This is a genomic window from Herbidospora mongoliensis, assembly GCF_001570545.1.
Classification (GTDB): domain Bacteria; phylum Actinomycetota; class Actinomycetes; order Streptosporangiales; family Streptosporangiaceae; genus Herbidospora; species Herbidospora mongoliensis.
The window spans coordinates 14,697-41,689 of sequence record NZ_BBXD01000026.1 but is presented as its reverse complement, the minus strand read 5'-3'; the positions used below and the strand labels follow the sequence as shown (position 1 = coordinate 41,689).

The 26,993-nt window shown below is 64.5% G+C and carries 18 protein-coding genes and 2 pseudogenes; 12 read left to right on the top strand and 8 right to left on the bottom strand.

Annotated features, from left to right (window positions below; translation table 11 throughout):
* Positions 1-131 precede the first annotated feature (131 nt).
* Positions 132-2,126, top strand: a complete 1,995-nt coding sequence (locus tag AW272_RS36250; protein ID WP_218011178.1) for a B12-binding domain-containing radical SAM protein — start codon at positions 132-134, stop codon at positions 2,124-2,126.
* Here AW272_RS36250 and AW272_RS36245 read toward each other — a convergent pair.
* Together AW272_RS36245 and AW272_RS42805 are read right to left on the bottom strand one after the other, a co-directional pair.
* Entirely contained in the window at positions 2,123-2,758 is a 636-nt protein-coding gene (locus AW272_RS36245; RefSeq protein ID WP_066374670.1) for a hypothetical protein, read from the bottom strand. The two genes, AW272_RS36250 and AW272_RS36245, sit on opposite strands and share 4 nt — an antisense overlap.
* Positions 2,755-3,534 (bottom strand): hypothetical protein, encoded by a 780-nt coding sequence (locus AW272_RS42805; RefSeq protein ID WP_157519142.1) that lies wholly within the window; start codon positions 3,532-3,534, stop codon positions 2,755-2,757. Before AW272_RS42805 ends, AW272_RS36245 begins: the two co-directional genes overlap by 4 nt.
* A 15-nt stretch (positions 3,535-3,549) precedes the next feature.
* Here AW272_RS42805 and AW272_RS36235 point away from each other — a divergent pair, with 15 nt between their 5' ends.
* A complete protein-coding gene (locus tag AW272_RS36235; RefSeq protein WP_157519140.1) occupies positions 3,550-4,485 on the top strand; it encodes a hypothetical protein in 936 nt (311 codons plus the stop codon).
* Between the two features lie 109 nt (positions 4,486-4,594).
* Here AW272_RS36235 and AW272_RS36230 read toward each other — a convergent pair whose 3' ends face one another.
* A complete protein-coding gene (locus tag AW272_RS36230; protein ID WP_066374665.1) occupies positions 4,595-5,071 on the bottom strand; it encodes a hypothetical protein in 477 nt (158 codons plus the stop codon).
* Between the two features lie 319 nt (positions 5,072-5,390).
* Here AW272_RS36230 and AW272_RS36225 point away from each other — a divergent pair, with 319 nt between their 5' ends.
* The 4 genes and pseudogenes from AW272_RS36225 to AW272_RS46175 all read left to right on the top strand — a co-directional run.
* A complete protein-coding gene (locus tag AW272_RS36225) occupies positions 5,391-8,246 on the top strand; it encodes a helicase-related protein (protein ID WP_066374664.1) in 2,856 nt (951 codons plus the stop codon).
* A complete protein-coding gene (locus AW272_RS36220) occupies positions 8,243-12,148 on the top strand; it encodes an Eco57I restriction-modification methylase domain-containing protein (RefSeq protein ID WP_066374663.1) in 3,906 nt (1,301 codons plus the stop codon). The genes AW272_RS36225 and AW272_RS36220 overlap by 4 nt, the downstream gene beginning before the upstream one ends.
* Positions 12,148-17,454, top strand: a complete 5,307-nt coding sequence (locus tag AW272_RS36215) for a DEAD/DEAH box helicase (protein WP_066374662.1) — start codon at positions 12,148-12,150, stop codon at positions 17,452-17,454. Before AW272_RS36220 ends, AW272_RS36215 begins: the two co-directional genes overlap by 1 nt.
* 172 nt (positions 17,455-17,626) lie before the next feature.
* Positions 17,627-17,863 (top strand): annotated as a pseudogene (locus tag AW272_RS46175) (transposase); the annotation flags it as partial.
* Positions 17,864-17,902: 39 nt separating this feature from the next.
* Here the strand turns inward: AW272_RS46175 and AW272_RS41380 are convergent.
* A pseudogene (locus AW272_RS41380) lies at positions 17,903-18,186 on the bottom strand (IS30 family transposase); the annotation flags it as partial.
* Positions 18,187-18,380: 194 nt separating this feature from the next.
* Entirely contained in the window at positions 18,381-19,481 is a 1,101-nt protein-coding gene (locus AW272_RS36210; RefSeq protein WP_066374661.1) for a helix-turn-helix domain-containing protein, read from the bottom strand.
* Positions 19,482-19,567: 86 nt separating this feature from the next.
* Between AW272_RS36210 and AW272_RS46345 the strand changes: the two genes are divergently transcribed.
* Both AW272_RS46345 and AW272_RS46340 read left to right on the top strand, forming a co-directional pair.
* Positions 19,568-20,020 carry an alpha/beta hydrolase domain-containing protein gene (locus tag AW272_RS46345; protein WP_157519138.1) on the top strand — a complete coding sequence of 151 codons (453 nt, stop codon included), beginning with the start codon at positions 19,568-19,570 and terminating at the stop codon, positions 20,018-20,020.
* Positions 19,905-20,378: an alpha/beta hydrolase domain-containing protein gene (locus AW272_RS46340; protein ID WP_439649181.1), complete on the top strand. Its 474-nt coding sequence runs from the start codon at positions 19,905-19,907 to the stop codon at positions 20,376-20,378. Before AW272_RS46345 ends, AW272_RS46340 begins: the two co-directional genes overlap by 116 nt.
* A gap of 78 nt (positions 20,379-20,456) precedes the next feature.
* Here the strand turns inward: AW272_RS46340 and AW272_RS36195 are convergent, their stop codons facing one another.
* Both AW272_RS36195 and AW272_RS36190 read right to left on the bottom strand, forming a co-directional pair.
* Positions 20,457-21,125 carry a hypothetical protein gene (locus tag AW272_RS36195; protein ID WP_157519134.1) on the bottom strand — a complete coding sequence of 223 codons (669 nt, stop codon included), beginning with the start codon at positions 21,123-21,125 and terminating at the stop codon, positions 20,457-20,459.
* A gap of 545 nt (positions 21,126-21,670) precedes the next feature.
* Positions 21,671-22,354 (bottom strand): integrase core domain-containing protein, encoded by a 684-nt coding sequence (locus AW272_RS36190; protein ID WP_218011176.1) that lies wholly within the window; start codon positions 22,352-22,354, stop codon positions 21,671-21,673.
* Between the two features lie 137 nt (positions 22,355-22,491).
* Here AW272_RS36190 and AW272_RS44605 point away from each other — a divergent pair, with 137 nt between their 5' ends.
* From AW272_RS44605 to AW272_RS42795, 3 genes are all read left to right on the top strand, one after another.
* The gene (locus tag AW272_RS44605; RefSeq protein WP_218011175.1) at positions 22,492-22,749 is read left to right on the top strand and encodes a hypothetical protein; all 258 of its coding nucleotides are present in this window, start codon (positions 22,492-22,494) and stop codon (positions 22,747-22,749) included.
* A gap of 103 nt (positions 22,750-22,852) precedes the next feature.
* Positions 22,853-23,623 carry a transposase family protein gene (locus AW272_RS36185; RefSeq protein WP_066374650.1) on the top strand — a complete coding sequence of 257 codons (771 nt, stop codon included), beginning with the start codon at positions 22,853-22,855 and terminating at the stop codon, positions 23,621-23,623.
* A 335-nt stretch (positions 23,624-23,958) separates the two neighbouring features.
* Positions 23,959-25,242 (top strand): hypothetical protein, encoded by a 1,284-nt coding sequence (locus AW272_RS42795; RefSeq protein ID WP_157519132.1) that lies wholly within the window; start codon positions 23,959-23,961, stop codon positions 25,240-25,242.
* A 371-nt stretch (positions 25,243-25,613) separates the two neighbouring features.
* On the opposite strand, the gene AW272_RS36180 is transcribed toward AW272_RS42795, so the two are convergent.
* Positions 25,614-26,714 carry an integrase core domain-containing protein gene (locus AW272_RS36180; protein WP_066374648.1) on the bottom strand — a complete coding sequence of 367 codons (1,101 nt, stop codon included), beginning with the start codon at positions 26,712-26,714 and terminating at the stop codon, positions 25,614-25,616.
* A gap of 57 nt (positions 26,715-26,771) precedes the next feature.
* Between AW272_RS36180 and AW272_RS42790 the strand changes: the two genes are divergently transcribed.
* Positions 26,772-26,948, top strand: coding sequence for a hypothetical protein (locus AW272_RS42790; protein ID WP_157519130.1), 177 nt, complete (start codon positions 26,772-26,774; stop codon positions 26,946-26,948).
* Positions 26,949-26,993 lie beyond the last annotated feature (45 nt).

Below are 26,993 nucleotides of genomic sequence, written 5' to 3'. Positions count from 1 at the left end.
TTCAAGCCGACATCCTGGCCCACCAGATTGACGCCGTGCTCAGGTGGGGCCACTTCAAGCCGTCAAGGTGGAGCCATTTCGAACTGTCATAGCCAATCCCGCGTAGCCAGCCCAACGCCCTTCGGAGGGCGGTGACCGGCATCGTGCCCGCCCAAGACGTCGTCCTCACCGGCACGCTGGAGCGGCGGCTTCTTGCCATGAGGACCGACCAGCCCGGCCAGTGGCTGCTGGCCGACCTGTCCGGGCAGCCGCACGAGACTCGTGCCTGGCCCGCCTGGAGCGCGGAGAACCTGCAGCTGCACAGGCCCGGCGACTGGATCAGCCACGCCGACATGACCCCGGACGCCGTCAACCGGCTGACCCGGCCACGCATACTGCTCGCCGCGCTGTACCGGCCTGAGTACTTCCCGCTGCCGCGCTTCCCGCTGGCCATCTCCGATCTGGCCCGCGCCGCCCGTTCCACCCTGTCAGGCCACGTCGACCTGATGGACATGCAGCTCGGCGTCACCCTGGAGGACATCCTCACCGCCGTCAGCGTCCAGCAGCCGGATGTCCTCGGTGTCTCGGCCACCTTCGGCCAGTACGACCTGATGACCCACCTGCTGGACGAAGTCCAGGACAAGGTGCCGCTGATCCTGGCCGGCGGCAGCCTGACCGCCCGCAACGAGGCCCTGCTCCTAGAGCGCTACCCTCGGCTGCTCATCGCGCGCGGCGCCGGGGAACCGACCATCCGCGACGTCATCGCCCACTGGCACGGCGACCTGGCCCGCGACCAGATCCACGGCATCGGCTTCGTCGGCGCGCCCCGAGGCGGCGCAGTGGCCATCGGTCGCCGCCGGACCCCCACCGTCCCCAACCGTGACGCCCAAGATTTCTTCCCCGAACTGGATCTGCTTCAAGCCACCTTCGCCCACCAGGGAGTGGCGCAACTGGAGACGACACGTGGATGCACGAGCACGTGCTCCTTCTGCCCACGTGGCCACAAAGGCGTATGGGCGGGAGGGGCACCCGAGGACCTGCCCTGGATGCTCGGAGCCCTGAACGAGGAATTCGCGCGTCACCCAGAGATCTCCCGCACTCTCTACCTGGTCGACGAGGAGGCCATCGGGCGCGACGAGAACGCCGTCCCGCGCATCCTGGCCATCGCCACCGAACTGGCCAAAGCCGGTTTCCGATGGGAGACGTCATGCCGCATCGATCAAGTCACCGATCCTCGCCACAACCGCGCCTGGCATGTGGAACGCGCCTCGATGTGGCGGACCCTGGTCCGCAACGGGCTGCGCCGCTGCCTGTTCGGAGTGGAGTCCGGCGTCACCTCGATTCTGGAGCGCTTCCACAAGGAGACCACCGCGGAACAGAACGCGCTGGCCATCCGCACCCTGTCGGCGCTCGGCATCCCGACCCGCTACACGTACATCACCTTCGATCACCTGATGACCGAAGAGGAGCTGCGGGCGACACACGCTTTTCAGGGACGAACTGACCTGTTACTACGCCCGCTCCCGCACCTGAGCGCTGAGCAGATCGTCGACGGTGTCGTCGACCCGGCCTTCGTTGCCGAGCACAGCACCGCCAAGCCCTTCTACTCCGGCATCTCCTACATGCTCGTGTCGATGGAGTGCCTGATCGGCGCCTCCTACACCCGCAAGGCCGAGGCCGCCGGGCTGACCCGAGCGGTCCGCCCATCCATGGGCCGGGTCGACGCGGAGTTCGCCGACTGGCGCATCGGCGAATGTTCCCATCGGGCGCAACTGTGGGTGGACCGCAATTTCGCCCTGGACTACACCCTGAAGAGCCTGGAGAAGATCCTCGATGGAGAGCCGCGACGACAGGTCCGTATAGCCAGGGCCGTCATCAAGGAAGCCGCGTTCGCGGTCCTCACCGGCATGATCGACCTCATCGGCCGAAACACCGACCTCTCGCAGCGCCCGCTGCTCACCGCTGGGCTGGACGCCATGCTCGACGAACGGTTGGCCGACCTCCGGCAGCGCATGGACTCCACACTGCCGGACGTGGTGACGGCGCTCCCGTCGCAAGCCGCTGATCGGCTCGTCCACGAGTCCAGCCGGTGGGCGTCCGACACGACGTGGGAGCTGATCAACGCCGCCGATCCGTGTGGAACCTAGCCCACGGTTGGCTCGGCGATCGGCACCCACTTGAACTCAGGGCAGAAGCGGGCGTAGGTGACGAGCTTCCAGCTCGCATAGTCCTCTGCCCTGCCCGCCCGGCGTAGCTGGTACTTGACCCAGGTGTGGGCGATCCGCTCGGCTTCGGTCATCTCGCTGTCGATCTGGTTCAGCATGCGGCACGCGACGGCGAAGTCCTCCTCCGTCAGCGCGGATAGGTCGATCTCGATGCCGTCGAGGGTGAAGGCGAACACCAGCCGGGTGGTGTCGAAGCGGGTCCGGCGCTCGTCCTTGAAGACCACATGTGGGGCGAGCGCCGCCATAAGACCGTCCCGGCCTGCAACCGGGTAGCCGATCCCGAGGTCGAGATCACTGCTTTCCAGGTTGAGCTGGATACCGAGGGAGCCGACATCGCGCGGGACACATCCGGTCCAGGACTCTACGAGAGTGGATGCCTTGGCACGAACCCGCAGTAGCTCGGCATCTGCGGCCCGACGTTCAAGCCAAAATGCCTTGGCGCGAGCGAACTCATCTCCCGAAAACGACTCGGGAACAGCCCATCCCGAAGCAACAATGGCGTCCAGATCAAGTGCCGTCTCCCGGTCGTTCGGAGAGATCGTTTGATCGGTCATCGAGCCAGACTAGCCACACAATCATCGCTGGCCCCATGAGTGCATAAATCTGATGGGGACTCCAGCTCAAGGCCGACGAACGGCATATCCAGCGCCAGCCTGTCAGAGCGGCCTATCAAGAGTGGAGGCCGGATTGCCGCCGGGGGCAGGCTGGCCGAGGCGCCGATCATGGACAGAACGGCGATTGCCGTGCAGAAAGCGAGGGCAACGTCGTCGGCGTCGTAGTAGGTCTGGGCGAGGCCGGCAGCAACGATGGAGATTGAGAAGGCCAAGTAGAAGACGGCCATCACACCGGCCCGTTCGCGTGCGCGTGCGGCTTCACTGACGGCGCGCACGCCGCCGAGGAAGGCCAAGCCGAGCCCGGCGCCTGCGATCACGCTGCTGGTGATGAACAGCGCGACGTTGCCAGACGTGATCGCGAGCAGGCTCAGCAGTGACCCTGTGGTCAGGGCAATTGAGGCTGAAAGAGCCCATTTGGTCGCAAATCCTCTGCTGGCGGTAATCCGCCTTGCTCCGGAACCGGCAGACCGGGTGTGATGATCGACGTGAACATCTTCTCGGCGGTTGAGCGGACCGACCCGTCTCCGGCGCGGCCTGGTGAGAGCCATTTCCAGTTTTACGATCGCGTGGCAGGCCCCTTCTGGGACCAGATCCGGGACCTGATCGAGAATTGGTTCTCTCGGCTCTGTCCAGACGCCCAAGCGGACGTCAGGGGTCGGCTGCGTTCTAGGGACAACCGACAGTTCCATGGGGCTTTCTTCGAGCTGTACCTGCACGAGAGCCTCCTTCGGATGGGCTACGACGTGACTTGCCACCCGGAAGTCGACGGGACCAGTCGCCGACCGGATTTCCTCGCGGAGAAGGATGGCAATGCGGTCTACTTCGAAGCTCGATCAGCGTCCCCAAGCGATGTCGAGGTGGGCGCGGCCGCAAGGGTCAACACTGTCTACGCGTCGCTCGGCAAGATCGACAGCCCCAACTTCTACCTGTGGATCGACGTGGAGAAGCAGGGAGGTGGCCCGCTTAGTGCCCGCCCGCTGCGCTCCAAATTAGAGAGGTGGCTAAGGGAGCTGGACCCGGACGTCTATGGTGACGCGAACAGCCGCCGCGACTTCCCAGGCATGCCCTACGAGGCCAGCGGATGGCGGATCCAGTTCCACGCGCTCCCGAAGCCGCCCGAGAGGCGAGGGAAAGAGGGCGTGAGACCGATTGGAATCTACGGTGGCGGAGGGGCCTTCGTGGTGCAGGACAAGGAGGGGATCAAGAACGCGCTGAGCGACAAGGGTTCCGCATATGGGCGGCTCGCTGCTCCCTACGTTGTCGCTGTGGCGTCCAGCAGCATGACCAGGGATGACCACGATGTGGAGAACGCCCTGTACGGTACCGAGGCCATGCTGATCGGCCCTGGCCTTGACGGCGAGACCCGTGTGGAGGCATTCGTCCGCGAGCCCGACGGCTACTGGTTTAGGGGTCATTGGGACCACCGCCATGTGTCAGCGGTGCTCGTTGTCAAGCACCTGCATCCCGGCTCCGTGGGCACTAAGCAGCACACCATCTGGGAGCACCCGGACCCCGAGCATCCTGTGCCCGCACTCCCGATGTGGCGGCGATCGACGTCCGACGCCCGCGGTGCAATCCATTTCACCGATTCTGCGCAGACGCCGACGGAGTGGTTCGGCCTTACAGACCCGTGGCCGATCGGGGAGCCTTTCCCTGATGAACGGTGAGACGACCCTGCTCGGCCTCGTCGAGTGATCGGCAGAGAGACTGCGCCTCGCAGGCCGGCAGAGCAGACCTTGCTGAGCGAGAGTTGCCTGTGTTTCTTGGCGAGCCGGTCTAACCCTGTGTCCGCTCCACGCTCCCCCGACCGGTGACCTCGCGAGCGGTGCGCACTTCTTGAAGTGCCTTCTCGTAGTTCTCCATGTAGACAACACATGCCCGGCGCCGCGTCGCGTTCTTCACCATCAAGTCCTCTACGTCCATGCCCCAGAAGGCGCCGAACGTCTCGATCGCCTTCCCGCACCCGGCCAACGCGACATCGACTGCGCCGCCCATGCTCATCGGATTAATGCGCACGCTCGTTCCCGACACGCTCCGGGCGTCGAGCGCGAGGACCTCTTCTAGGTGCCACGGCACGCTGTGCACAGCTCCGGACCCGACTTGGTAGAAGCTGGTGAGGTCGGGAAACCAGGTGGCGAACTGGCTGGTCCAATTCCTCCGGATCGGATTCGTCGTCATATCGGTCCACACAACGTGTGTGACCTTCTTGCCGTCCGCGGACAACTCTTCGCCGATCCCGCAGCGCTGCAGCACCAGCGCAGTTCGCCTGCCGCATTCCAAGTTACAGTCCGATTTTTGGATTAGTTACAGTCCGATTTTCGAATGAGGGAGCAGCGTTCCTTTGGCCTGGACCTCGTTGGACTGCCAAAACGTCCCAGCGGCTACGGCCTCGCGAGTTCATCCGCTCAGCCGTTCCACGTCACCCATGGCAAAAGGCCGGGGGCCTGGACGCCTTAACTATTTGCACAAGCTGCGCCAAGGTGTACCGATATCCGATCGAAAGGAATAAACTCCGCAGAAAGTGACCTAAAGTCGATACCTTGTCAGCGTCCCCGACGAGGAAGAAATAGGGATGACCCAGGCCGACGACGTGCAATTGCTGACGCCCGGACGAGTCGTTCGACTTCGGGAACGCCTGTGGCGGGTCGACTACCAGGACGGGTCCGTCTTCGGTGCCACCGCGCTCGACGGGAGAGATAATCGGCCCACGCGCTTCCACTCCGAACTCGAACATGTCGAGTCCGGAGAGTTGCCGTTCCCGGACCCGAACGCGATCGGCGATGAGCAACAGCAGCGCCTGCTGCTCGACGCATACCGTTTCTCCCTACTCCATGGCACCGCCCCCATCCTGGGGTTGCAACGTTCACGGGCGATCCCTACCGACTTCCAGATCGTCCCGCTACTGATGGCGCTTGGGTCGGACCGAGTGCGACTGTTGATCGCGGATGATGTCGGCACGGGCAAGACCGTTGAGGCTGGCTTGATCCTCTCTGAGTTGCTTGCCCGCGGGCGCGCACGACGGGTGCTGATCGTGGTGCCTGCGAACCTGCGTGACCAGTGGCGCGACACGCTGGACAGGATGTTCCACATCGATGCCACGATCGTCGCCGGCCACCTGTTGCCCTCACTGGAGCGGCGCCTATTGCCAGGCCAGAGCGTGTGGGCCACCCAGGATGTGGTCATCGCGAGCATCGACTACCTCAAGACGCGCACCGAAGAAGTCCTGTCCCACGGCTGGGATCTCGTCCTCGTGGACGAGGCGCATCTCGCCGCCCAGCCGCACACCGAACCCGGCCGGGCTACACCCGACATGGAACGGTTCGGGTTCGTGCAAGAAGCAGCCGCGCGGAGCAGGCACCTGCTGCTGCTGACCGCCACCCCCCACAACGGATACACCGACTCGTACGCGTCGCTGTTCCGGATGCTCAACCCGGCCCTGGTCCAGGACGGGGTCCATGGTCCGCGCGTGCAACGTGCTGCCGCTCGCGAACACCATGTGGTCCAGCGTCGTCGCGTCGACATCGAGGAGTGGTATCGCGAGCGCGGTGTCCCCTCTCCATTCCCAGTTCGCCGTGCCGACGAGCAGATTGTCGAACTCCGGCGTTCTCCTGACATGGTCGCGCTGCTCAATGAGCTCAAGGCGTACGCCGGTGACCTGTACGACGCCGCCACGGGCAGTGTCGACCGCTGGGTCGCGGCGCATCTGCAGAAACGACTACTGTCCAGCCCTGCGGCGCTGCGGTCCAGCATCGACAAGCGACTCTCCGCTCTCACCCGCGGCGCGGCCCTTGATGCTAGAACGACCGCGACGAAGCTCGCGGAGGAGACGACCAGCGACCTCATCTTCACCGAAGACGATGAAGCCGACGCGGCACACCTGAACGCATCCGTCGGTCTCCCAGAGGAGATCGAGGTAGCAAGGCTGCGTGTCATCGCTGACCTCGCAAAGAAGGTCACCCCGGGGAAGGACCCGAAACTGGTTGCGCTCCTGCGGCTTCTTCCAGAGCGCATGGCAGCCCACCCGCGCGCGCAACGCGTGCTCGTATTCACCAAATACAAGGACACCCTCGACTACCTGGTGACAAACCTGATCCGGGCCGTGGGGAAGGGCAAGAACGGGTTACCAGCAGAGACCCGGGTGTTCGAGATCCACGGCGGCCTGAATCTTGCGCAACGCAACGAGGTGTTCGCCGCGTTCGAGCGGGCCGACCGGGCTGTGCTCGTCGCCACGGATTGCATCAGCGAAGGCGTCAACCTGCAACGCGCATGTGCCGAACTCGTCCACTACGAGCTGCCGTGGAACCCCAACCGGCTCGAGCAACGCAACGGCCGCATCGACCGGTTCCAACAGCGCGAACCGTTCGTCGGGATTCGGACTCTCGTCCTCGACGACCCGCTGGACGCGAGCCTGCTGTATCTGATCGTTCGCAAGTCCGAACAGATGCGCGCCGACTACGGGTTCGTTCCCCCGTTCCTGGCGAACACCGACATCCTGCTCCACCTGTCCGACCCTGACGCCGCATACCGCGGGAGGCTCAGCGCCCGGTCCAGCTCCGAACAGCTCAGCCTTGTGGACCTGTTCACCAACGAAGCGGAAAGTGACCTCAGAGACCTGGACGAGGAGCTCGCCCGCATGGCGGAGACATCGCTGACGGAGACGGACAAGCTCGATCGGGTGCGGGATGAGTCGTTCTACGGCCAGACCAGGATCTCACTGACAGCGATCGAGGACGCGCTCAACCAGTCCCGAGCGTTGACCGGCACCACGGAGCAGGTACGCGACTTCACCCTGCGGTGCCTTCGTGACATGCACGCCGACATCACCGAGGAAGGGGCGATGTTCCGGCTCGCCCACCCACCCGCGCCCGTGGCCGACCTCGCTTCGGCGGGGTACCAGTTCACGTTCGACCCTTCCATCGGGATCGACCGCCCCGAGATCGACGTCGTTGACCTGGCCCACCCGTTGCTACGTCGGCTCATTGACATCACCCTGGATCGAGCACAGCTCCCGGACTGCCACGGCAGGGTCGCGGCCCGAACGACCACAGCACAGGTGGGACACGCCGCTGTCCTGCACGTTCTGTTCCGGTACGTTGCGAAGGCCGAACCGCCTGTGCTGCTCGAAGAGATCGTCCCGATCGGGTGCCGCACCAGCGAGAACACCACATTCGACGCTGAGGCCGTGATGGCCGCGCCCGCCGGGTCCGGCACCCGCCACCGTGACGACGTCCTCGATGACGCGACCGACATCCTTCATGCTTCGGACCTTAGAGAGCGGCTCGACCGCGTCGCTGCGCAACGTGCCACCGAACTATCGCGTCGGCACGCCCAGCTATCCGCGGCGTGGGCGCACGGCCTAGAACGGGTCGAACCCACCTCGCTGGATCTGGTCGCGGTTACCGTCATCTACCCGGAGGTGACCCGGTGACCGACGTCAGCCTCGTCCACACCAGCGGCGGACTGATCGGCGACGTCATCACCGATAGCCTCCGCCAACCCGACGTCGAGGGGGACGCCAAGTTCCTCGCCGATGTGGCCACGTTCAACGACCGTGCCGGACAGTCGCCGACAAAGGCGCAGTACGCCTCCGACTTAGAGGCGGCGTTCCGGACGGGTGTCGCAATCTGGTCCGCGTACGCCGACGAACTGCGTGACGGGATGGATGTGTCACGGATCCGTGACCGGCTCGTCCTCAAGCTGCTCGACTTGCTCGGTTTCCAACCGGTGTACCAGCGGTCCCGGCTCGTCGCCGGCGGCAATGCGTGGGACATCAGCCATCTCGGGTGGGTGGGAGAGCACGCGCCACCGGTCCACACCACTGCCGCCGCTGACCTCGACGCCCGCGTTGCGGGCAGACGCAGTCCCCACGAAGAGCTGCAGGGGTGTCTGAACGCCGCCTCGGTTCGGTGGGGCATCCTCACCAACGGGCGAATGCTGCGGCTGCTGCGCGACTACCACCACACGCGTAGTCGCGGGTATGTCGAGTTCGACCTTATAGCGATCTTCGAAGCCGCCAGCTATCCAGACTTTCTCGCGCTTTGGCGGCTGTGCCACGCCTCCCGGTTCCAGCGCCTCCAACCGGAAGCCGCAACCACCAACGAGGATCTGAACGGTGAGGACAGCGACGAGGAGTCTGGTGGCACGGGGCCGGTCGCCGACGATACGCCGGACACCCTGCTGGAACGGCTCCACGCCAAAGCACTGTCCGCCGGTGTAGCGGCTGGAAAGCGGGTGCAGCCGCAGGTCCGTGCGGCCATTAGTGTCCTCGCGAACGGGTTCCTTGACGCCAACCCCGGGCTGCGGCACCGGCTGGAAGCCGACCCGGACACCGGTCGCCACCTGTACCGCGAACTCCTCACCGTGCTGTACCGGGTGCTGTTCCTGCTGTTCGCGGAACAGCGCGGCATGCTGAACAACGCTGGCCCGCTTTACGACGAGACGTACAGCATCACCCGGCTGCGTGCGGTCGCCACCGACGGCCACGCTGAACCGCGTCGGATGGATCTGTGGGAAGGGCTGAAGACCACGTTCCGGGCCTTCAGCAACGAGGAAGATGCCGCCAAACTCGGTGTGTACCCGTACAACGGGTTCCTCTTTGACCAGATCCAGACACCGCTCACCAGCGGCGCCCGACTGCCGAACCTGCACCTCACCCAAGCGATCGAGGCGCTCAGCACCGTGCAGACCGGCCAGGTCCGCATGCACGTCGACTATCGCAACCTCGGTGTCGAGGAGCTCGGCGCGGTGTACGAGTCCCTGCTCGACTACACCCTGTCCATCGCGTCCATCACCACCGTCGTCGACGGGCGGACCGTGCGGCCGGGTGAGGCGTACCTGGCGCCGCTGAGCATTGAACGCTCCGACCTCGCGTCGTACTACACCCCCACGGATCTGGTCGACCTGCTGCTTGCGCGGTCGCTCGACCCGCTGATCGAGCTCACCCTCGCTAGGGCCGGCGATAATCCCGACGACCAGGTTCGGGCGCTGCTGGGGCTGCGCGTGATCGATCCGGCGTGCGGATCCGCGGCCATCCTGATCGGTGCACTGGACCGGATCGCGTACGCCGTCGCCAAGGCGCGCAGCGCCCCTCAGGAGCCGCGTGACACAGACCTGGCGCACGCCCGCCGCGAGGTGCTGCAACGGTGCATCTACGGGGCGGAGAAGGATCCGTTCGCCGCGGAGCTCGCCAAGGTGGCACTGTGGATCCACTGCGTCGTGCCGGACGAGCCGTTGACGTTCCTCGACCACCACATCGTGTGTGGTGACAGCCTCGTCGGCTGGCCCCTGCTCGACGTGCCCACCAGCATTGCCAACGGCGCGTACGAAGTGCAGAAGGCCAAGGGTGCGGAGCGGGCGATGTTGACCAAGGCGCTGCACCGCAACGAGCAGTTCACGGCCTCCGGCGCCGACCTGTTCCAGCAGGGCGATGTCGCGTTCACCCTGACACTTCCCAACGAGTTGCACGCCGACGAGCACACCCCCGCCGATGTACGCCGCAAGGCCGCCGCGTACCGATCGTGGCGGGCCAGCGATGAGTATGCCTGGTGGAAGAAGACCGCGGACCTGTGGACCGCCGCGTTCTTCTGGACTGACATCGACCAGCGGCCACCCACCAGTGTCGAGTACGCCGCCGCTCTAGAAGGGCACCCCGACGAGGAACTGGCAAAGGCGGCCGAAGCCTTTCTCTCAGATATCAACCCTCTGCACTGGCCGCTGGCGTTCCCGGAGGCCTACGCCGCCGGAGGATTCGACCTCGTCCTGGGCAACCCGCCCTGGGAGCAGTTCAAGGGCGAAGAGCAGCCGTTCTTCAAGCAGCACAAGCCTGCGATCGCAGCCATGACAAGCGAGACCCGTAAGACGGCCATCGCTGAACTGGAAAAGTCCGACCCGCAGCTGTTCGCTCGGTGGAAGACCTACCAGGCCCTTCAGGGCCGTCTCGCGCACTACGCCAAGACGTGCGGCCGGTACACGCGCACCAGCAACGAGGCGAACACATACGTGTTGTTCACCGAGCTCGCCGCCCGATCCAGCAGCCACGTCGGCCTCATCGTCAAGAGCGGCATCGCGACCGACGCCGCCCAGTCCCCGGTCTGGAAGCGGCTGCTCGACCAGCGGCGCGTGCGGCAAGTGATCGACATGGTCAACCAGGAACGCAACGGCAAACGGGTCTTCCCTGCAGTTGCCGCCGTGGAACGATTCAGCATGATTCACCTTGGCCCCGCCTCCGCAGACCCGGTCCAGGCGTCGCTGCTCAACTTCGGTGTCTCCGAGGCGGCGTCAAGGCCGTTGCGTGCGTGGTCCCGTGACGAGCTGCGCGCTGTCGCGCCGCGCACGCACACCCTCCTGTCCACCGACAACGCGGCGGAGATCAGGCTTGCATTGGAGCTGCACGATCGCTTCGGAACCCTGGACTTCGCCGAGGGGGACGGAGCCAACCCCTGGGGACTGCGCTACACCACACTGTTTCACTCGTCTGGGGCGAAGGAGAAGGGACTGCTTCTGCGCGGCCCCGCGATAGAAGCCGACGGGTTCACCCTTGGAAAGGACAAGCGGTACCGGCACCCCGACGGACGGGTCGCCCTCCCCGTCTACGAAGGCCAGATGGCCAACCGGTGGGACCACCGCGCCCGCACCTTCGAAGGCTTCGTTGGCAAGGACCGTTACGGCCGCAAACCACACATCCCCTGGGTAACCGATCAACAGCACGCCAACCCCGACTTCGAGGTCGAACCCAGGTACTGGATGCATGAGAAGGTTGCCCAAGAACGGCTGGCTGATGTCGTTAGGGAAGGGGAAACGCTCCTGGCCTTTCGGGACATCGGACGGTCTTGGACTGATCGGCGCATCATGCGCGCTTGCCTCTACCCGGCATACCCCGCAACACACAAACTACCGATGTTGGCTGTGCAGCGGGCTCAAGCCTTCACTACTCTGGCGATCTTGAATTCAATGACCTTTGACTTCCTTGTACGCATTCACATGCCGGGAGGCAGTCTGACCACGTGGATACCGTCGCAGTGCGCAGCGCCGCCCGTCAGCGAACTCGATAAACGGGCTAGCGCAATTGCGGAGGAACTGTCGGTGACGTCCCGCTCCATGGCTGCGGTGGTCAATGTTGCCATCTCCTCTTGGAACCCAGATCGTCGTAATCATCTAGATGCATCGGCGGATGCGCTGGTCGCGAAGGGATACGGCCTAAGTGTGGCCGAATACGAGACGGTGCTCGACCACTTCGCCCTGCTAGCGAAGATCGAGACCAAACAGTTCGGCGAGTACCGCAGCAAGCGCCTCCGCCTCGAGGCGTTCGAGGAGATCGGTGGAGGGCGCTGATGCACCCGTTGGCGATGTTGGCCGGGCTGCGCGGGGACTACGAGCGGTACGTCGACTCGTTCCAGTTCTACAAGAACCCCGCCATCCGGGACTGGGTGCAGGCCAAGCGGCGTGAGGGTCGACTGCTGTATCGGGAGCCGTTTCTCACGTTGGCGAAGCCGTTCGCGGACGGCTGTTCCCTGCAGTCCCTGGTCGACGAGGGTGTCCTGGACCCTGGTGTGCTTACGGTGTTCACCCGCAAGCATGGCGATGTGGGCAGCGGTCCGGTGTCGCCGTTCGTGCACCAGGAGAGCGCGATCAGGCAGGTCATGGCCGGGGTCAACACGGCAGTGACCACGGGCACCGGGTCGGGTAAGTCCTTCACGTTCTACATGCCGATTGTCTCGACCGCCCTGATGTTGGCTGCGGGCCGTGATGAGGGGGCGTTCCGGTCCCCGGTCGCGGTGATCATCTACCCTATGAACGCGCTGGCGAACAGCCAGTACGAGGACATCGCGGCACGGTTGGCCGGTTCGGGGCTGACGGTGTGCAATTACACCGGCTCATTGAAGACCACCCCCGAGGGGGCGATGAAGGACTTCAAACAACTCACCGGCCGGGACACGCCCTATGACAGCGAGGTCATCGACCGGGACACCTTGCACGGCGGCGGGTGCGACATCTTGCTGACGAACTTCAAGATGCTCGAGTACGCGCTCGTGCGGCGTGAGGACGCGACCCTTTTCGAAACCCTCAGCCGCGGCGGACGGCTGAGGTTCCTCGTCCTCGATGAGATGCACACCTACTCCGGTCACCAGGGCGCAGACATGGCGCTGCTAGTGCGCCGGTTCAAGGCGCGGACGGGCACAGCGGGATCGCTGCGGTGTATCGGCACGTCAGCGACCGTCGACTCAGGCGACCCGGCGGAAGCCAGCGCGGTCATCGCCGGGTTCGCGGGCAAGCTGTTTGGAGAGCCGTTCCTGCCTAAGCACGTCGTGCGGGAGTCCTACGGACAGTACGAGACAGATGACCCTGCGTCCGGCGGGCTTTTCCTCGCGGCTTCGCCGATTTCCCCGGAGGTCGTTGCCAAGGCAGCGGCTGCCGGTACCGACGAGGAGACAACTGGTCTGCTTGGACCGGGTTTGTTGGGTGGCCCGGTAACGGTCGACGCGGTGCGGTCATGTCTGCCGGTTGCGTGGCTGGAGCGTGCCCTGTGGGGTGGGGTTCTTTCGGCGAAGCTACTTACGGAGCGGTACGTGGAGCAGGTCCGTCCCGGTGCGTCCCCGGACGTGGCCTGGGCGGAGATCGAGGGGGCCCTGATGCTGGCCTCGGCGGTGAAGACGCCCGGCCCGAAGGGCGACCCGGTGGGCCTGCTCACCCCGAAGGCGCACGCGTTCTTCTCCCAGGGCCTGCCGGTCACGCGATGCCTGGTGTCGGAGGACCCGCCGCATCTGTCCGAACAGGGCGAATCGACGTGCGGGGGGTGCGCCGATGATGAGCTCGCCGGGGTGCCCGCGTTCCCGGTCGTGTTCTGTCAGTCCTGCGGCCAGGACTTCTACGTCGCCGAGGACGCTGGACAGCACCTCGTTTCCCGGGACTTCCTCGCCGCGGCCGAGGACGGCGACGCGGTCTATGTGATGACCGACGAGTGGGACCAGGATTCCGCACCGATTGACCCCAAAGACACCTACAAGAACGGGGTGACCCCGAAGAAAGGCCGCGAAGGCGCGGTGCCCCGCCTGTCGCGGGTGTGCGGCAGGTGCGGCGAATGGGACGGAAACTGCGGTCACGCACAGGTCCGGGATGCGGTGATGGTAGCGGCCCCGATGCTGCTGTGCCCCTCTTGCGGTGTCCGGTATGACGCGTCGCACTCGGAGTACAACAAGTTCTTCCAAGTCGGCACGGTCGGTAGGGCCACTGCAACGGACGTGCTCGTCGAGGGCATGTTGAATCGGCAGGACACTGGGCCAGGGCATGCCAAGCCACAGGTGATGGCGTTCACCGACAATCAGCAGGACTCCTCGTTCCAGGCCGCGCACATGCGGTCGATGTCCCGCCGGTTCCATGTGCGCCGCGCGATCATTTCCGGACTCGCCGCCAAGGGCGCCCTTACCCGCGAGGGCGCGTTGGACACCGGCGAGATGGCGGACGCCGCGTTTGAGCAGATGAAGGCGACCGGCACGGTTCCGAAGTTCTCCCGAAATACCGATGGCGGGGGAGGTTTCGACCCACACGAGGGAGCAAGCAAGTCCAGGGGACGCTACCTCAGGTATCTCAAGACGGGTGTGCTGATGGAGACCAGCGGCGGGCCGCGGAAGACCCAGCCGAACCTAGAGGACACCGGACTGGTCGTCGTCAACTACTCAGGTTTCACGCCCGGAAAGATTGCCCCGGCGGTCGCCGCGGACGAACGGCTTGACCCGTTCCTCCGCAGTTATGCCGGCACCGATCCCGACCTAGTGGAGGACCTGCTGCGGGTGATCCTGGACGTGATGCGACGCCAGCGCGCGATCGTGTCAGCGAGCACGGACGGCCCTGCCGCCGCGTTCACCGACCCGGACCGGTTCCGCAGCGACGTCCTCGAACAGCTCAGCGAGGCCGCGTTCTTCCATGGCGGGCCAGAGCTGCCGCGCCGCCGCACCCTGTACGACGAGCAGAAGGAGTCCAGGGCGCGAGCGCAGTACCGCCGCATCGCCGGCAAGCAGATGCCTGATGGCAGCGACGCGCCCCAGACTACGGCGCTGACCCGGTGGGTCAAGGTCGAGGCTGGGCTGCCCGTGGACGCGACCGGGAGCGCGGCGGCGAAGCGGCTCATCCGGCAGGCTGCGGAGTGCCTGACCCGGTATGGCTACCTCGTCTCTGACAGCGGCGGGCTGGCCGTCGATGAGGAACGGATCCGATACTGGTTCGCTGAGGAGCCGCAAGGGTTCCGATGCACCCGCTGCGCCGGCCGGTGGATCCTGTCCCGTGAACGGGCGTGCCCCCGTTGCGTGAAGGCTCGCGTCCAACCGGATCGCACCGGTCGAGACGACTTCTTCCGCAGCGCCTACATCGGCGCATTGGCCGACACCACCCGGGTCGAGGCGGAGGAACACACCGGCAGCCTCGATGGTGATGCCCGCAAGGTCATCGAGACCCGGTTTCGCGAGCAGACCGACCCGCTGAACGTGCTCGTGTGCACACCCACGATGGAACTCGGTGTCGACATCGGCACCCTCTCCGCGGTGTACATGCGCAATGTCCCTCCGTCCCCTGCGAACTACGCCCAACGACAAGGCCGCGCCGGTCGTGCCGCACAACCCGCCACGGTTGTCACGTTCTGCTCTGCCCAGGGCCGGGCTGCCTCGCACGACCAGTACTTCTTCAAACGGCCAGAGCGGATCATCGCCGGCAAGATCGCAGCGCCCCGATTCCTCCTTGATAATGAGGCCCTGATCCGGGCGCACATGAACGCGATCATTCTGGGCGCATGGGCAGGTGAACATGATGACCTCCCGCGGGAGATCGACACCTGGACGCGCATTGACGAAGGCATCGGCGGACTGCTCCCGGACATGCGCGACGCACTCGACAGGTTCATTGGGGCCAACAGGGACCCGCTTATCGAGGCCGGGACGGCGGCGTTCCAGGACGTGTTCGACGACGCGACTGCCGTAACCCCTCAATTGGTCGGCCAGGCCGTCGACGGATTCGTGGCCGCGTTGGACGACGCGATGGGATCACTGGTGGATTACGCCGCCGAGCTGAAGGCCGAACTCGACGAGCTCAACGCCCGGGCTGACAAGCAACCGCTGGACAAGTCGGAGAGACGGCGCCGAGAGGCAGTTGAAGCGATCCGAGGGAAGATCCGCACTGGCGATGGCGACTACCACCCCCTGTCGTGGCTCGCCCAGCGAGGGTTCCTTCCCAGCTACGCATTCCCGCGCAAGGCACTCATGCTGCGGTTCAGCGACCGTGAACGCCCACGGGTCAGGTCCAGGTCCATCGCGCTGCGCGAGTTCGCGCCCGGCAACTCCATCTACCACCTCGGCCGCCGCTACCAGGTCACCCGCGCGTCATCCGGCCGGGACGCCGAAGCCATCACCTCGAAGGTGTTCCTGTGCCGCTGCGGCTACTACCTCGACCGTGACGCGGTCGACACCACCAGCAAGTGCCCCAACTGCCAGGCGCTCACCGACCAGCAGCGGATCTACCGCAACGCGATGCCCGTCACCGACCAGTACGCCGTCCAACGCGACAGTGTCGGAGCCGACGCGGAGGAGCGGCTGCGGCAGGGGTACAACGTAATCGCCGCGTACCGGCTGCCCAACACCCGGGTACGGCGAGGCACGATGACAGCCGGGGACGACGTGTCGGCTGAGCTCACCGTGGCCCGTCTCGGGTTCGTACTCCAAGCCAACACTGGATTCGTCCGCAGCGGAGAACCCTTCAGCCTGTGCGCGCGTTGCCGGTTGTGGAACCCGGACCTCGAGCACTACAAAGCCGGCAGCGAGTGCCTGCCCCAGAGCGAGAACCTCATCGAGAACGTCGTGCTGTTCAACGACGACCGGCATGACATGCTGCTGCTGGACGTCGTCGCCCCCGAAGGTGTCAACGCGGATACGCATGCGTACAGCCTGATGTACGCGCTGCAGGCGGCGATGGGCACCCAGTTCGGCATTGAGGAGAACGAGCTCGCCGGACAGGTCTACCCGCAAGCCGGCGCACCGCAGGCACGGCGGATCCTGCTGTACGAGGTCGACGAGGGCGGCATCGGCGTACTCGACCGGATGATTGACCCGGACATGTGGCTCGCCATCGCTGAGCGGGCGTTGGACATCCTGCACGTCAACCGAGACGGGCATCCCCAAGCCGACGCCTGCCACACGTCGTGCTACGAGTGCCTCCGCAGCTTTTACAACCAGTGGCACCACGACGTCCTGGACCGCAACCTGGCATTCCCATTCTTTCTGTCGATCCTGCAACGGATCGACCTAGCCACTGAGCCGATCGGGGCCGACTGGTCTGAGGTAGTGACCGCGTTCGACTCCAAGACAGAGGAGAAGATGGTCGCCGCGATCAGAGCTGCGGGGGTGCCTGCACCGACCGCCGCGCACAAGGGTCTGCCCCCGGAGAACCCCATCGCGTCGGCTGACCTCTATTACGAAGGGGAAGGTGTGCACCTCGCCGTCTTCCTTGACGGTGGGATCCATGACGCACCCCTGCAATCTCGCCTCGACGTCGCTCGGCGCGCCTCGTTGAAGGACGCCGGATACAGCATCTTGGTAATTCGACATAACGATCTTGAGAATGGCATCAACGCGCTGAAATCACGACTTGATCACTGAATGGCAAGCCGCGCCGAAGCCCGTGACCGTATCCGCCCAGAATCATGACGATCGATGAACGGCCTCACGCGAGGCCGTACTCAGCGGTCCGAGAAGCACCTTGTGGGGTGCCCTAGAGATTCCGGACAGCTCCCCAACTAGGGTTGGGGCGACCGGAAGGACGTAGGAGTTGGTGCGGCGTAAGGGCCCGTATTCGCGGGAGTTCAAGGACGAGGCCGTCCGCATGGTGCTGGGCGGGGACCGTCCGGTGACGCATGTGGCGAGGGAACTCGGTATCAATGACACGACGCTTCATAACTGGGTGAGAGCCTGGCGGCGTGAATACGGTGATGTTGAACCCGGCTCGTCTCCGGCGGACGGGAGGAAGAGCGAGCGGGAGCTGGAGCGGGAGCGGGAGAACCGCAAACTCCGGGAAGAGAACAGTTTCCTGAAAAAAGCCGCCTTAGATTCAAAGAGTCAAGGCAACGCATTGGGCGGGGGTTCGGTAGCCGAGGCATTTGCGGGGCGGTTGTTCAGTCGGGCGGCCAGTGCGTCGAGGTCGGTTTGGCTGTACAGGCTCAGATCGATGCCTTTCGGTAGGTATTGCCGGATCAGTTTGTTCGTGTTCTCGTTTGTGCCTCGCTGCCAGGGGCTGCGCGGTGCCGCGAAGAAGACGTCGACGCCGGTCGCTTCGGTCAGCAATCGGTGGCCGGCGAGTTCCATGCCGCGGTCCCAGGTCAGAGTGCGGAGCAGTGCGCCTGCCGAAAACCTCATCCGTGCAGTTCAAGCGGCATGTTGGTATTCGTGGAGGATTCCGCCGAGTCTGTCTCGTCGGCGTATATTCAGGTTGGTGATTCGTTCGGGGTCAGTGATCGGCACCGGGACGGCCCGCAGTGGAGTCGCCTGCGCAAGGGCTTTGTGCCTGCCGAAAATTCCATCCGTGCAGCTCAAGCGGCATGTGAGTACTCGTGGAGGATTCCACCGAGCCGGTCCCGCCGACGTATCGTCAAGCTCGCGATCCGCTCTGGATCGGTGATCGGAGCCGGGACGGCACGCAGCGGGGCCGCCTGGGCAAGGGATTGATGGGCGCGGTGCCGGTTGTAAAACTGTTCATACTCGCGCAGGGCGTGCCGGAGATGGCATTCGTTCCACAGCAGGCAGCGGTCAAGAAGTTCGCAGCGGCAGAACCGCACCCACCGCTCCATGATCGCGTTCCTCCTCGGCATCCGGATACCGGTGAGCACGGTCTGAATGCCGGCCTCAGCGAGAATCTCGTCCATGAGCGCCGGGAACTTCCCGTCTCGATCGCGAATCAAGTAGCGGGCCCGGCAACCGGCGTCCTCCAGATCCATCACCAGGTTCCTGACGGCCTGGGCGACCCAGCTCGCGGTCGGGTGCGCGGTGGTACCGAGCACGCGGACGCGTCTGGTGGCGTGGTCGATGACGGCCAGGATGTACTGACGCCGCCCATCAAGAGTGACAGTCTCGATGAAATCGCAGGCCAGCAAAGCCTCAGCCTGGGAGCGCAGAAAGTCGGCCCACGTGCTGGACGCCCGCTCAGGTGCCGGATCGATGCCCTCCCGCTTGAGGATCTCCCAGACCGTGGACGGCGCGACCGTGATACCGAGGGTGGTGAGTTCTCCGTGCACTCTCCGGTAGCCCCAGGACGGGTTCTCCTGGACTAAGCGCAGGACAAGGGCGCGGATGGAACGGACGGTTGGCGGACGCCCGCGCCGCTTCGGCACGCAGGCACGAGCATGACGCCGATTCATCAGATCACGGTGCCACCGCATGACAGTGTCCGGCCGGACGAGGAGACGCAGCCGACGCAGCACGTCACTGGGCAACGGCGCCAGGAGAGCGGCCAGGAAGGCCCGGTCCTCAGGCACGAACCGCGCCCTGGCTCCGATGCCGAGCTGCCGTTCGAGGACAGCGATCTGATGACGCAGGGCGAGAATCTCCACGTCCTTGTCCCGATCTCCCATCGGCAGCAACCGCAGCGCCGCGAAGGTATTCGTGACAGCGAGATAGGCCAGGCGAAAGAGCACGACCGGTCATCCTGCCGCACAGGCTCCTCGTCAGGAATCGAAGCCCGCCTTCGGAGAGAAGTACTGCGAGGCCGCGACCTGGACGGATGGAATTATCGGCAGGCGCACAGTCGGCGGGCCGCATGACGGTCTACTACGACGCCGTACTCCCCCAGATCGAGCCCGTCTTCGACGGCTACGCGAACATCGTCGGCCAGGCCCCCACCCGCGCGGGCGCCGAGCCGGTGTTCCAGGTGATGTCAGAGACGGACGTGCGCACCCCCGTCCGCCCGCCCGACAGCGACAGGTTCCGCCGCTGGGAGGTGGCCGGCGCCGCGCACTCCGGCTGGGCCGGCCAGGAGTACCGCCGCCCGCTGCTCACCCGCGACCTGGGCGCGGCACCCGAGTACACGTGTGACCCGGCCTCCGTTCAGCCGCGTGCCGCTGCAACACGTGCTCGCCGCCGCGTACGCGCACCTGTCCCGCTGGGTGACGACGGGCACCCCGCCGCCCACCGCGCCCCCGCTGCTGTTCAACGCCGACGGGACGAAGGCACGTAACGAGCTGGGCCTGGCCGAGGGCGGCATCCGCCTGTCACAGGTCACCGCCCCGACGGCTCTGAACACGGGAGAGAAGACCGGCCAGACGTTCTGCGTGCTGTTCGGCACGCACATCCCGTTCGAGGAGGCCCAGCTCAAGCGGCTCTACCGCAGCAAGGCCGCGTACGTGGCCGGCGTGATCAAGGCGGACGCGTCGAACGTCCACAAGGGTTATCTGCAGCCGGCCGACGCGGTCCAGAACCTGAAGAGGCGACTACCGTGGATATCGGAGCAGCCTCCGTCCAGGCATCCACCGGGACAACGAGGTGATTGTCTGAGCAGGCAAGTTCCGCCCGGCGTCGCGGCGCCTCATGGATGATACCGACGAGCTGGCGATCAACCGGCTCGAACAAGTTCCCTGATCAATAACCGAGGCACCCGTAGTCCCGTGGGATCGTCACCAACCAGGTGGGCGGTTGCGGCGCTCGCGCTGCTGACGCTGTTGCTCGGCTTGCCACTGCTGCTGCCGACGCTGTTGCTCCATCCGGACCTGGTCATCCTGGGCCGCCCGCCTTCTCTCGTTCGCCGCCCCCGTGCCAGCATTCTCGATCAACGGTCGCTCGGGGCTCAGCAGCCAGAGTGGTAGGAATATCTGGGCGAACCACAATCCAAGATATGCGGCGAAGAAAAAGGCGACGAAAAGAATCGGAGTGATCAATATCCAGCCCCATAGGGGGACGTCGTCGTTGCTGCCGGACTGTCCAGTGAACGTGAGGAAGCTAAGTACGCAGGCGATCACAGAGCTGAGCACCACATTGACTTTGTTCCAGAGTGACAGCTCTCTCCAGGTCATGCCGAAGCCGGTAGCACGTCGAAGATGCGGACGCCAACGTGCGGCGCGAACGAGTTGCGGTCGAACCTTAACGAAGTAGTAGAGCGTGAACCCGGCCCCTACCGGCAGGAGGAGGAACGAGAGAACAGGCGACAGAAATACCAGGAATCGCAGTTTCTGGCTGCGGTTGACCGATTCCCAGAGCTGCGGGTGGTATCGCACGGCATCTATGGCCGCCACGACACCCATGCCGATCGACAGTGGTTGTCCGACACCGAACACGAAATCTAACATGTGATGAATCCCCCAGCCTGATGGGTAAGGCTTCCCCGCAACTCCACGCGCACAATCCCCACAGGAGCACCCGGGCCATAGTGTTCACTGTCCCCCGTTCGTGACGGTACGCTAGAAAACGTTAGCCGGGAAGATGTATGCGCAGCACGCATATGGATGGCGAGCAGCAAACACCCCAACCTGCACTTACGCGTGTAACCGTGCCCAAGAAATACACATTTCCGGCGGCGCCGACTTAGTTTGATCGATTGTCCGAAAGGCGTTACAGCTACAGCCCACGCACTGATTCGGCAGGTTGGCCGAATTCCTCGGGCACCTGGCAGCAGCGGCAGTGTCCCCGCGGGCGGCGCCCCAAACGATCCACAGCAGCCCGGGCACGTTGACGCCCAACGTCCCGACATCGAAGCCCATCTGGACGTTCATCAGCCCGGCCGATATCAGCACGACGGACGCGGGGATCACAGCCAGCGCCGGCGCGACTCGTTGGCCCTGTGGGGTGCGAAAACCCGGAGATGGCCTCTGACCTGTGATTATCTCTACTTCGTCTATGCGGCCCGCCGGTATTGGTTGATCAGGCCGCCAAGTAGCTCACTGCGTTGCAGGCGTATCTGATCGAGATCGGTGGGTGTAGCCCGGTCATGTGGTGGTTGAGGTGGCCGACGGCCTCGTGAGCGATGAGGACGGTGCTGGTTGTCATGCCGTTGGTATCTCTGCAGGACTTGGCGGAGATGGCCTTCGTCGTAGACCAGCAGCCGATCGGTGCATTCCCTTCGAACGGTGCCGACCCAGCGCCCGGCTATCGCGTTGGCCCGCGGGGCGCGCACCGGCATCATGATGACGCGGGCGCCAAGTGAGGTGAACACCTCGTCGAAGACCGCCGTGAATTTCGCATCGCGGTCGCAGATGACGAATCTAATCGCCTCAGCCTGTTCGCCCAGGCCCATGACCAGATTGCGGCCCTGCTGAGCAACCCAGGCGCCGGTCGGATGCGCCGTGACGCCGGCGACGTGGACCACGCGGGTGGCGTGCTCAATGAAGAACAGAACGTAGAGCCGCTTGAAGAAGATCGTATCGACGTGAAACAGATCGCACGCCCAGATGCCCTCGGCCTGCGCCTTAAGGAACTGACTCCAACTCGGGCCGGTGCGACGTGGCGCCGGACTGAGTCCGGCTCTGTTGAGGATGTCGCGTACGGTGCTGGGCGGTACCCGCAAGCCGACGCCGGTCAACTCTCCGCTGATGCGCTGGTAACCCCACGTGGGATTCTCCCGCGTTAGGCGCAACACCGCCTCCCGGATGTCCGCACGAGTGGAGGGACGACCCGGGCGTTTGGACGGTAGGTCCAGCGGCGTGTCACCAGGGCGCGGTGCCAGCGCAGCAAGGTCGCGGGGGTGACGAAGAAGACATCCCACGACGAGCGGGGAAGCAGCCGCGACAGAGCCGCGAGCACGACCCGATCTCCCGACTGGAGATCGGGACGGTTCACCTGACGGCGCAATACGGCCAGCTGATGACGAAGCACCACGATCTCGGCCGCCTTGGCCCGATCACCGCGACCCAGCAGGACCAGGAACTGGAAGACACGCCCGAGGATGAGGTAGAGAAAGAGCCTTTTCCATCGTGACGGTGCTGGTCACGGGAGGCGCAGGAACCAGGGTTGAGGTCGAGATGAGACTCCCGATAAGACAGCAGTCGACCAAGATCCGATGCCCCAACCGGGAGCCTCGTTGCTGTCTTACCGTGCCGCGATTCCGCTGTCGAACCGCACCCTGGCCCGCCTGGCCGACCTGATCCGCGCCCGCCGTGCCGAACGCCGCTGCCGATGGCGGCGCCTGAGCGCCGGACGGCAAGCCCTGCTGGTACTCGCCCACCTGCGCAACGGCGACACCTACACCCAGCTGGCCTCGGGGTTCTCCATCGGCACCGCCACCGCCTGGCGCTACGTGCGAGAAAGCGTCGACCTCCTGGCCGCCCTGGCCGAGGATCTCCACGCCGCCGTCGCACGAGCCGGCCGCCTTGCCTACGCCATCCTGGACGCAACCCTCATCCCCATCGACCGACTCGCCGATCAAAAGCCCTACTACTCCGGGAAACACCGGCGTCACGGCTTGAACGTCCAGGTTCTCGCCGACCCCATCGGCCGGCTGGTCTGGGCCTCCCCAGCTCTGCCCGGCGCCGTGCACGATCTGACCATCGGCCTCATCGACGCTCTGACCAGCGCCGGCGTGCAGGTCCTCGCCGACAAGGGTTACCAAGGCGCGGGCGGCACCATCCGCACCCCGTTCAAGCGCCATCGGTATCGGCCACGGCTGTCCTCTGGCCAGAAGGCCGTCAACCGCTCTCACGCCCGCATCCGGGCCATGGGCGAACGCGCGGTCGCAACGTTGAAGACCTGGAAAGTCCTGGCCAAACTCCGCTGCTGCCCGCACCGCGCCACCGCGATCGTGCAGGCAGTCCTCACCCTGGAGGCCATCGAAACCGATCGCCACTCAGGATGAAAAGGGCTCAAAGGACCACAACACCGTCAGCAGGATGCCCGAGACCTCATCATGCTTGAGCCACGAACTCGCAGGTAAACCACTACGGCTGAGTATCCGCACCCCACAGGTACCCGACGCGGAACTGATCTCTGCGGCCAGTTAGAGACCGTCCATGGATCTACATCGCTCCTTCCACTCGGTTTCTTAACACGGAAACGAAGTTCGGAGTATTGCCCGAGCCAGTCCGATGTGATGTCATCGAGGCTACCTAATATCTCGCCAAAGCGAGGTTCATCGTGTCGGGATCCGGTGATCGTAATTCTGTCCTGCCGCCTGGGACGGTGTATTTATCCGTGCTCGACCGGCAAGCCGAGTCGTTCGTCGACCCGGCGGCCTGGCAGAGCAATTTCGAACAGAGCCTGCTGAACAATATCCTGTTCGAGAAGGCAGTCCTTGTCCCGGATGTGTTCTTCTTCATATCCCGTGGGCTGATGGGACATTTTCGCAGCGCGATGCTTAATGGTCAGACGAGTCTACTGGAAGCAGGCGTTTCGCAGGGGATTATTATCCCCGCATTCCGGGAGATCGATTGCGCGGGATTCACGCAGGCTTACACTACAATTCGCGATACCGGCATTCGAGGACTGCTTCCATACGAGGAGAACCTTCAGCACATTACCTCGCGGCTCGATACAGCAGTGCGGCGCAGCGAGCTTTTTCGGTCGATACCTTGGCCGGCCAGCAGTGTTGGGGCGTCATTCGAGGAGAATTTGGTAAGGTTCTTTCAGCCACCCGGCGATCAGCCACCTCTATCATCTCCACTCGTCCAAAGAATCTGGGAGATTACGGGGCCGTGGCGGTACGGGGCACTTAATCAGGCCAGAGGACAGCGGGCCACCGGGTTCCGGCGGGGCGACTACATGGCCGCTCTGGGCGAGTCGGTAGGAATAAACGACCGACCGATTGATGACATCAGTCAATTATTTCCCGCCGCGCGAAGCTCGCAAGAGAACCTTGCGTTACAGGTGCTGTGTTTCTGGATGAATGAATGCTATGCTTACAGTCAAGCCCGTTCTTTCGGAGTAAGCCCGAATTTTCCGAACTTCCATCCGGAGTACAGTATTGCCACGCTGGCCGCATTGGAACCTGCGGGCGAGGACTCGCCAAGTGACGCGGCCGAGTTGACAATCACCGCCCGGCTACCCCCTCGGCATGTGCTCCTCACCATGGACACTGAGGCTTTCGTCAGGTTGCGCGAAAGCCCGTCGGGTCAGGACTACTTCGCCGCCACTGACTACTGGCATGCGAATCCGATGAACGAGGGTGCGCAACGCGCTGTCGCCCTCACATTCGAGTACTACGCGGATGCCATCAGGCGGATTGCATACAAGCGGGATATATACAAGGAGACGTTTGTAAATCTTCGGCTGGCGGCGTATGACGGACCCGCGCGCAGGTTGGCGACAGCGGCTACTGCTGCCATGGGTGCTGCTGCCGTTGGCGTCACAGGGCTACATTCGTTACCATATATTATGGCTGGTGGAGTTGCTTTTGCCACGTATGTATGGGCTGCCGATCGCGCCCGCGCTCAGAATCACACACTGCGGGCATCCGCCGAATTATCTCTTTCGGAGTAGATGCCCGTCGCGGGTCAGGAAAGGCATCTCAAAGAATCACAGCAGAGGTGCTGGTTGACGTAGTTGTCAGAGACCACAAAAATGATCATTAGAGTGGCTTCCAACGCGAGCATACTGACCTGTACCGCTTCAAAACTCGTACACATGGCCTGATCTGGCGTTTCATAAGGTCAGTTACGCGGCTCGGTAGTACTCGTTGATCGCTCCGCTGAGCACCTTCCGGCGCTGAATCCGGCCTTCCAGCGGCACCACAACTTGCTCGTCTTGATCAGGTGGCCGCTGTTGACGGGACTGGTGCGGGCGATGCGCGTTGTAGTGATCGGCGTACTCTTGCAGGACTGTGTGCCTGCCGAAAATTCCATCCGTGCAGCTCAAGCGGCATGTGAGTACTCGTGGAGGATTCCGCCGAGCCGGTCCCTCCAGCGTATCGTCAAGCTCGCGATCCGCTCCTGATCGATGATCGGAGCCGGAACGGGACGCAGTGGGGCCGCCTGGGCGAGGGCTTGATGGGCTCGGTGACGGTTGTAGAACTGTTCGTACTCGCGTAGCGCGTGCCGCAGCTGGTGTTCGTTCCAGAGCAGGCAGCGGTCGAATAGTTCGCGGCGGCAGGACCGCACCCACCGTTCCATGATCGCGTTCATCCGCGGCATCCGGATACCGGTGAGCACGGTGTGGATGCCGGCCTCGGCGAGGATCTCGTCCATGAGCGCGGGGAACTTCCCGTCCCGGTCGCGGATCAGGTAGCGGGCCCGGCAGCCGGCGTCTTCCAGATCCATCACCAGGTTCCTGACCGCTTGCGCAACCCCATGCGCGGTCGGGTGAGCGGTGGCACCGAGCACACGGATGCGTCTGGTGGCGTGGTCGATGACGGCCAGGACGTACTGACGCCGCCCATCAAGGGTGACAGTCTCGATGAAATCGCAGGCCAGCAGCGCCTCGGCTTGGGAGCGCAGGAAGTCAGCCCAGGTGGTGGACGCCCGCTCGGGTGCCGGATCGATGCCTTCCTGCTTGAGAATCTCCCAGATCGTGGACGGCGCGACCGAGATGCCGAGCGTGGCGAGCTCTCCGTGGACCCTCCGGTAGCCCCAGGAGGGGTTCTCCCGGACAAGGCGCAGGACAAGGACGCGGATGGAGCGGACGGGTGGCGGGCGCCCGCGCCGTTTCGGCGTGCAGGCACGAGCATGACGCCGTTTCATCAGATCGTGGTGCCACCGCACGACGGTGTCCGGCCGGATGAGAAGCCTCAGCCGGCGCAGGACGTCGCGGGGCAGCGGCGCCAGGAGAGCGGCGAGGAAGACCCGGTCCTCGGGAGCGAACCTCACCCGAGCGCCGACGCCGAGCTGCCGTTCGAGAACGATGATCTGGTGACGCAGGGCGAGGATCTCGATGTCCTTGTCCCGATCTCCCATCGGCAGTAACCGCAGCGCCGCGAAGGTGTTCGTGACGGTCAGGTAGGCCAGGCGAAGGGCCATGACCGGTCATCCTGCCGCACTGTTCCTCTTCAGGAATCGAAGCCCGCCTGCAAGGCCGTGACCTGGACGGATGGAATTGTCGGCAGGAACAGCGTTCAGGCCGTTCTCCGTGGCATCACGGTGCCGCAGGACCAGGTCAGGCAGCTTATCGACGTCCGCGACGGCGTCGTGCACGTCGGCTACCTCGATGAGAAGGACACTCAGCAGATCCTCGCGAGCCGGTTTGGAACCTGAGGCCTACATGTCGGACTGGGATGAGGACGAGCGGCCCTATCAGTT

What these genes read in the sequence shown, in the direction of transcription:
- AW272_RS36195 (WP_157519134.1), bottom strand. Translation starts at nt 21,125, where the DNA reads ATGTTAGATTTCGTGTTCGGTGTCGGACAACCACTGTCGATCGGCATG.
- AW272_RS36215 (WP_066374662.1), top strand. Translation starts at nt 12,148, where the DNA reads ATGCACCCGTTGGCGATGTTGGCCGGGCTGCGCGGGGACTACGAGCGG.
- AW272_RS36235 (WP_157519140.1), top strand. Translation starts at nt 3,550, where the DNA reads ATGGGCTACGACGTGACTTGCCACCCGGAAGTCGACGGGACCAGTCGC.
- AW272_RS36225 (WP_066374664.1), top strand. Translation starts at nt 5,391, where the DNA reads ATGACCCAGGCCGACGACGTGCAATTGCTGACGCCCGGACGAGTCGTT.
- AW272_RS36245 (WP_066374670.1), bottom strand. Translation starts at nt 2,758, where the DNA reads ATGACCGATCAAACGATCTCTCCGAACGACCGGGAGACGGCACTTGAT.
- AW272_RS36180 (WP_066374648.1), bottom strand. Translation starts at nt 26,714, where the DNA reads ATGGCCCTTCGCCTGGCCTACCTGACCGTCACGAACACCTTCGCGGCG.
- AW272_RS46345 (WP_157519138.1), top strand. Translation starts at nt 19,568, where the DNA reads ATGGAATTATCGGCAGGCGCACAGTCGGCGGGCCGCATGACGGTCTAC.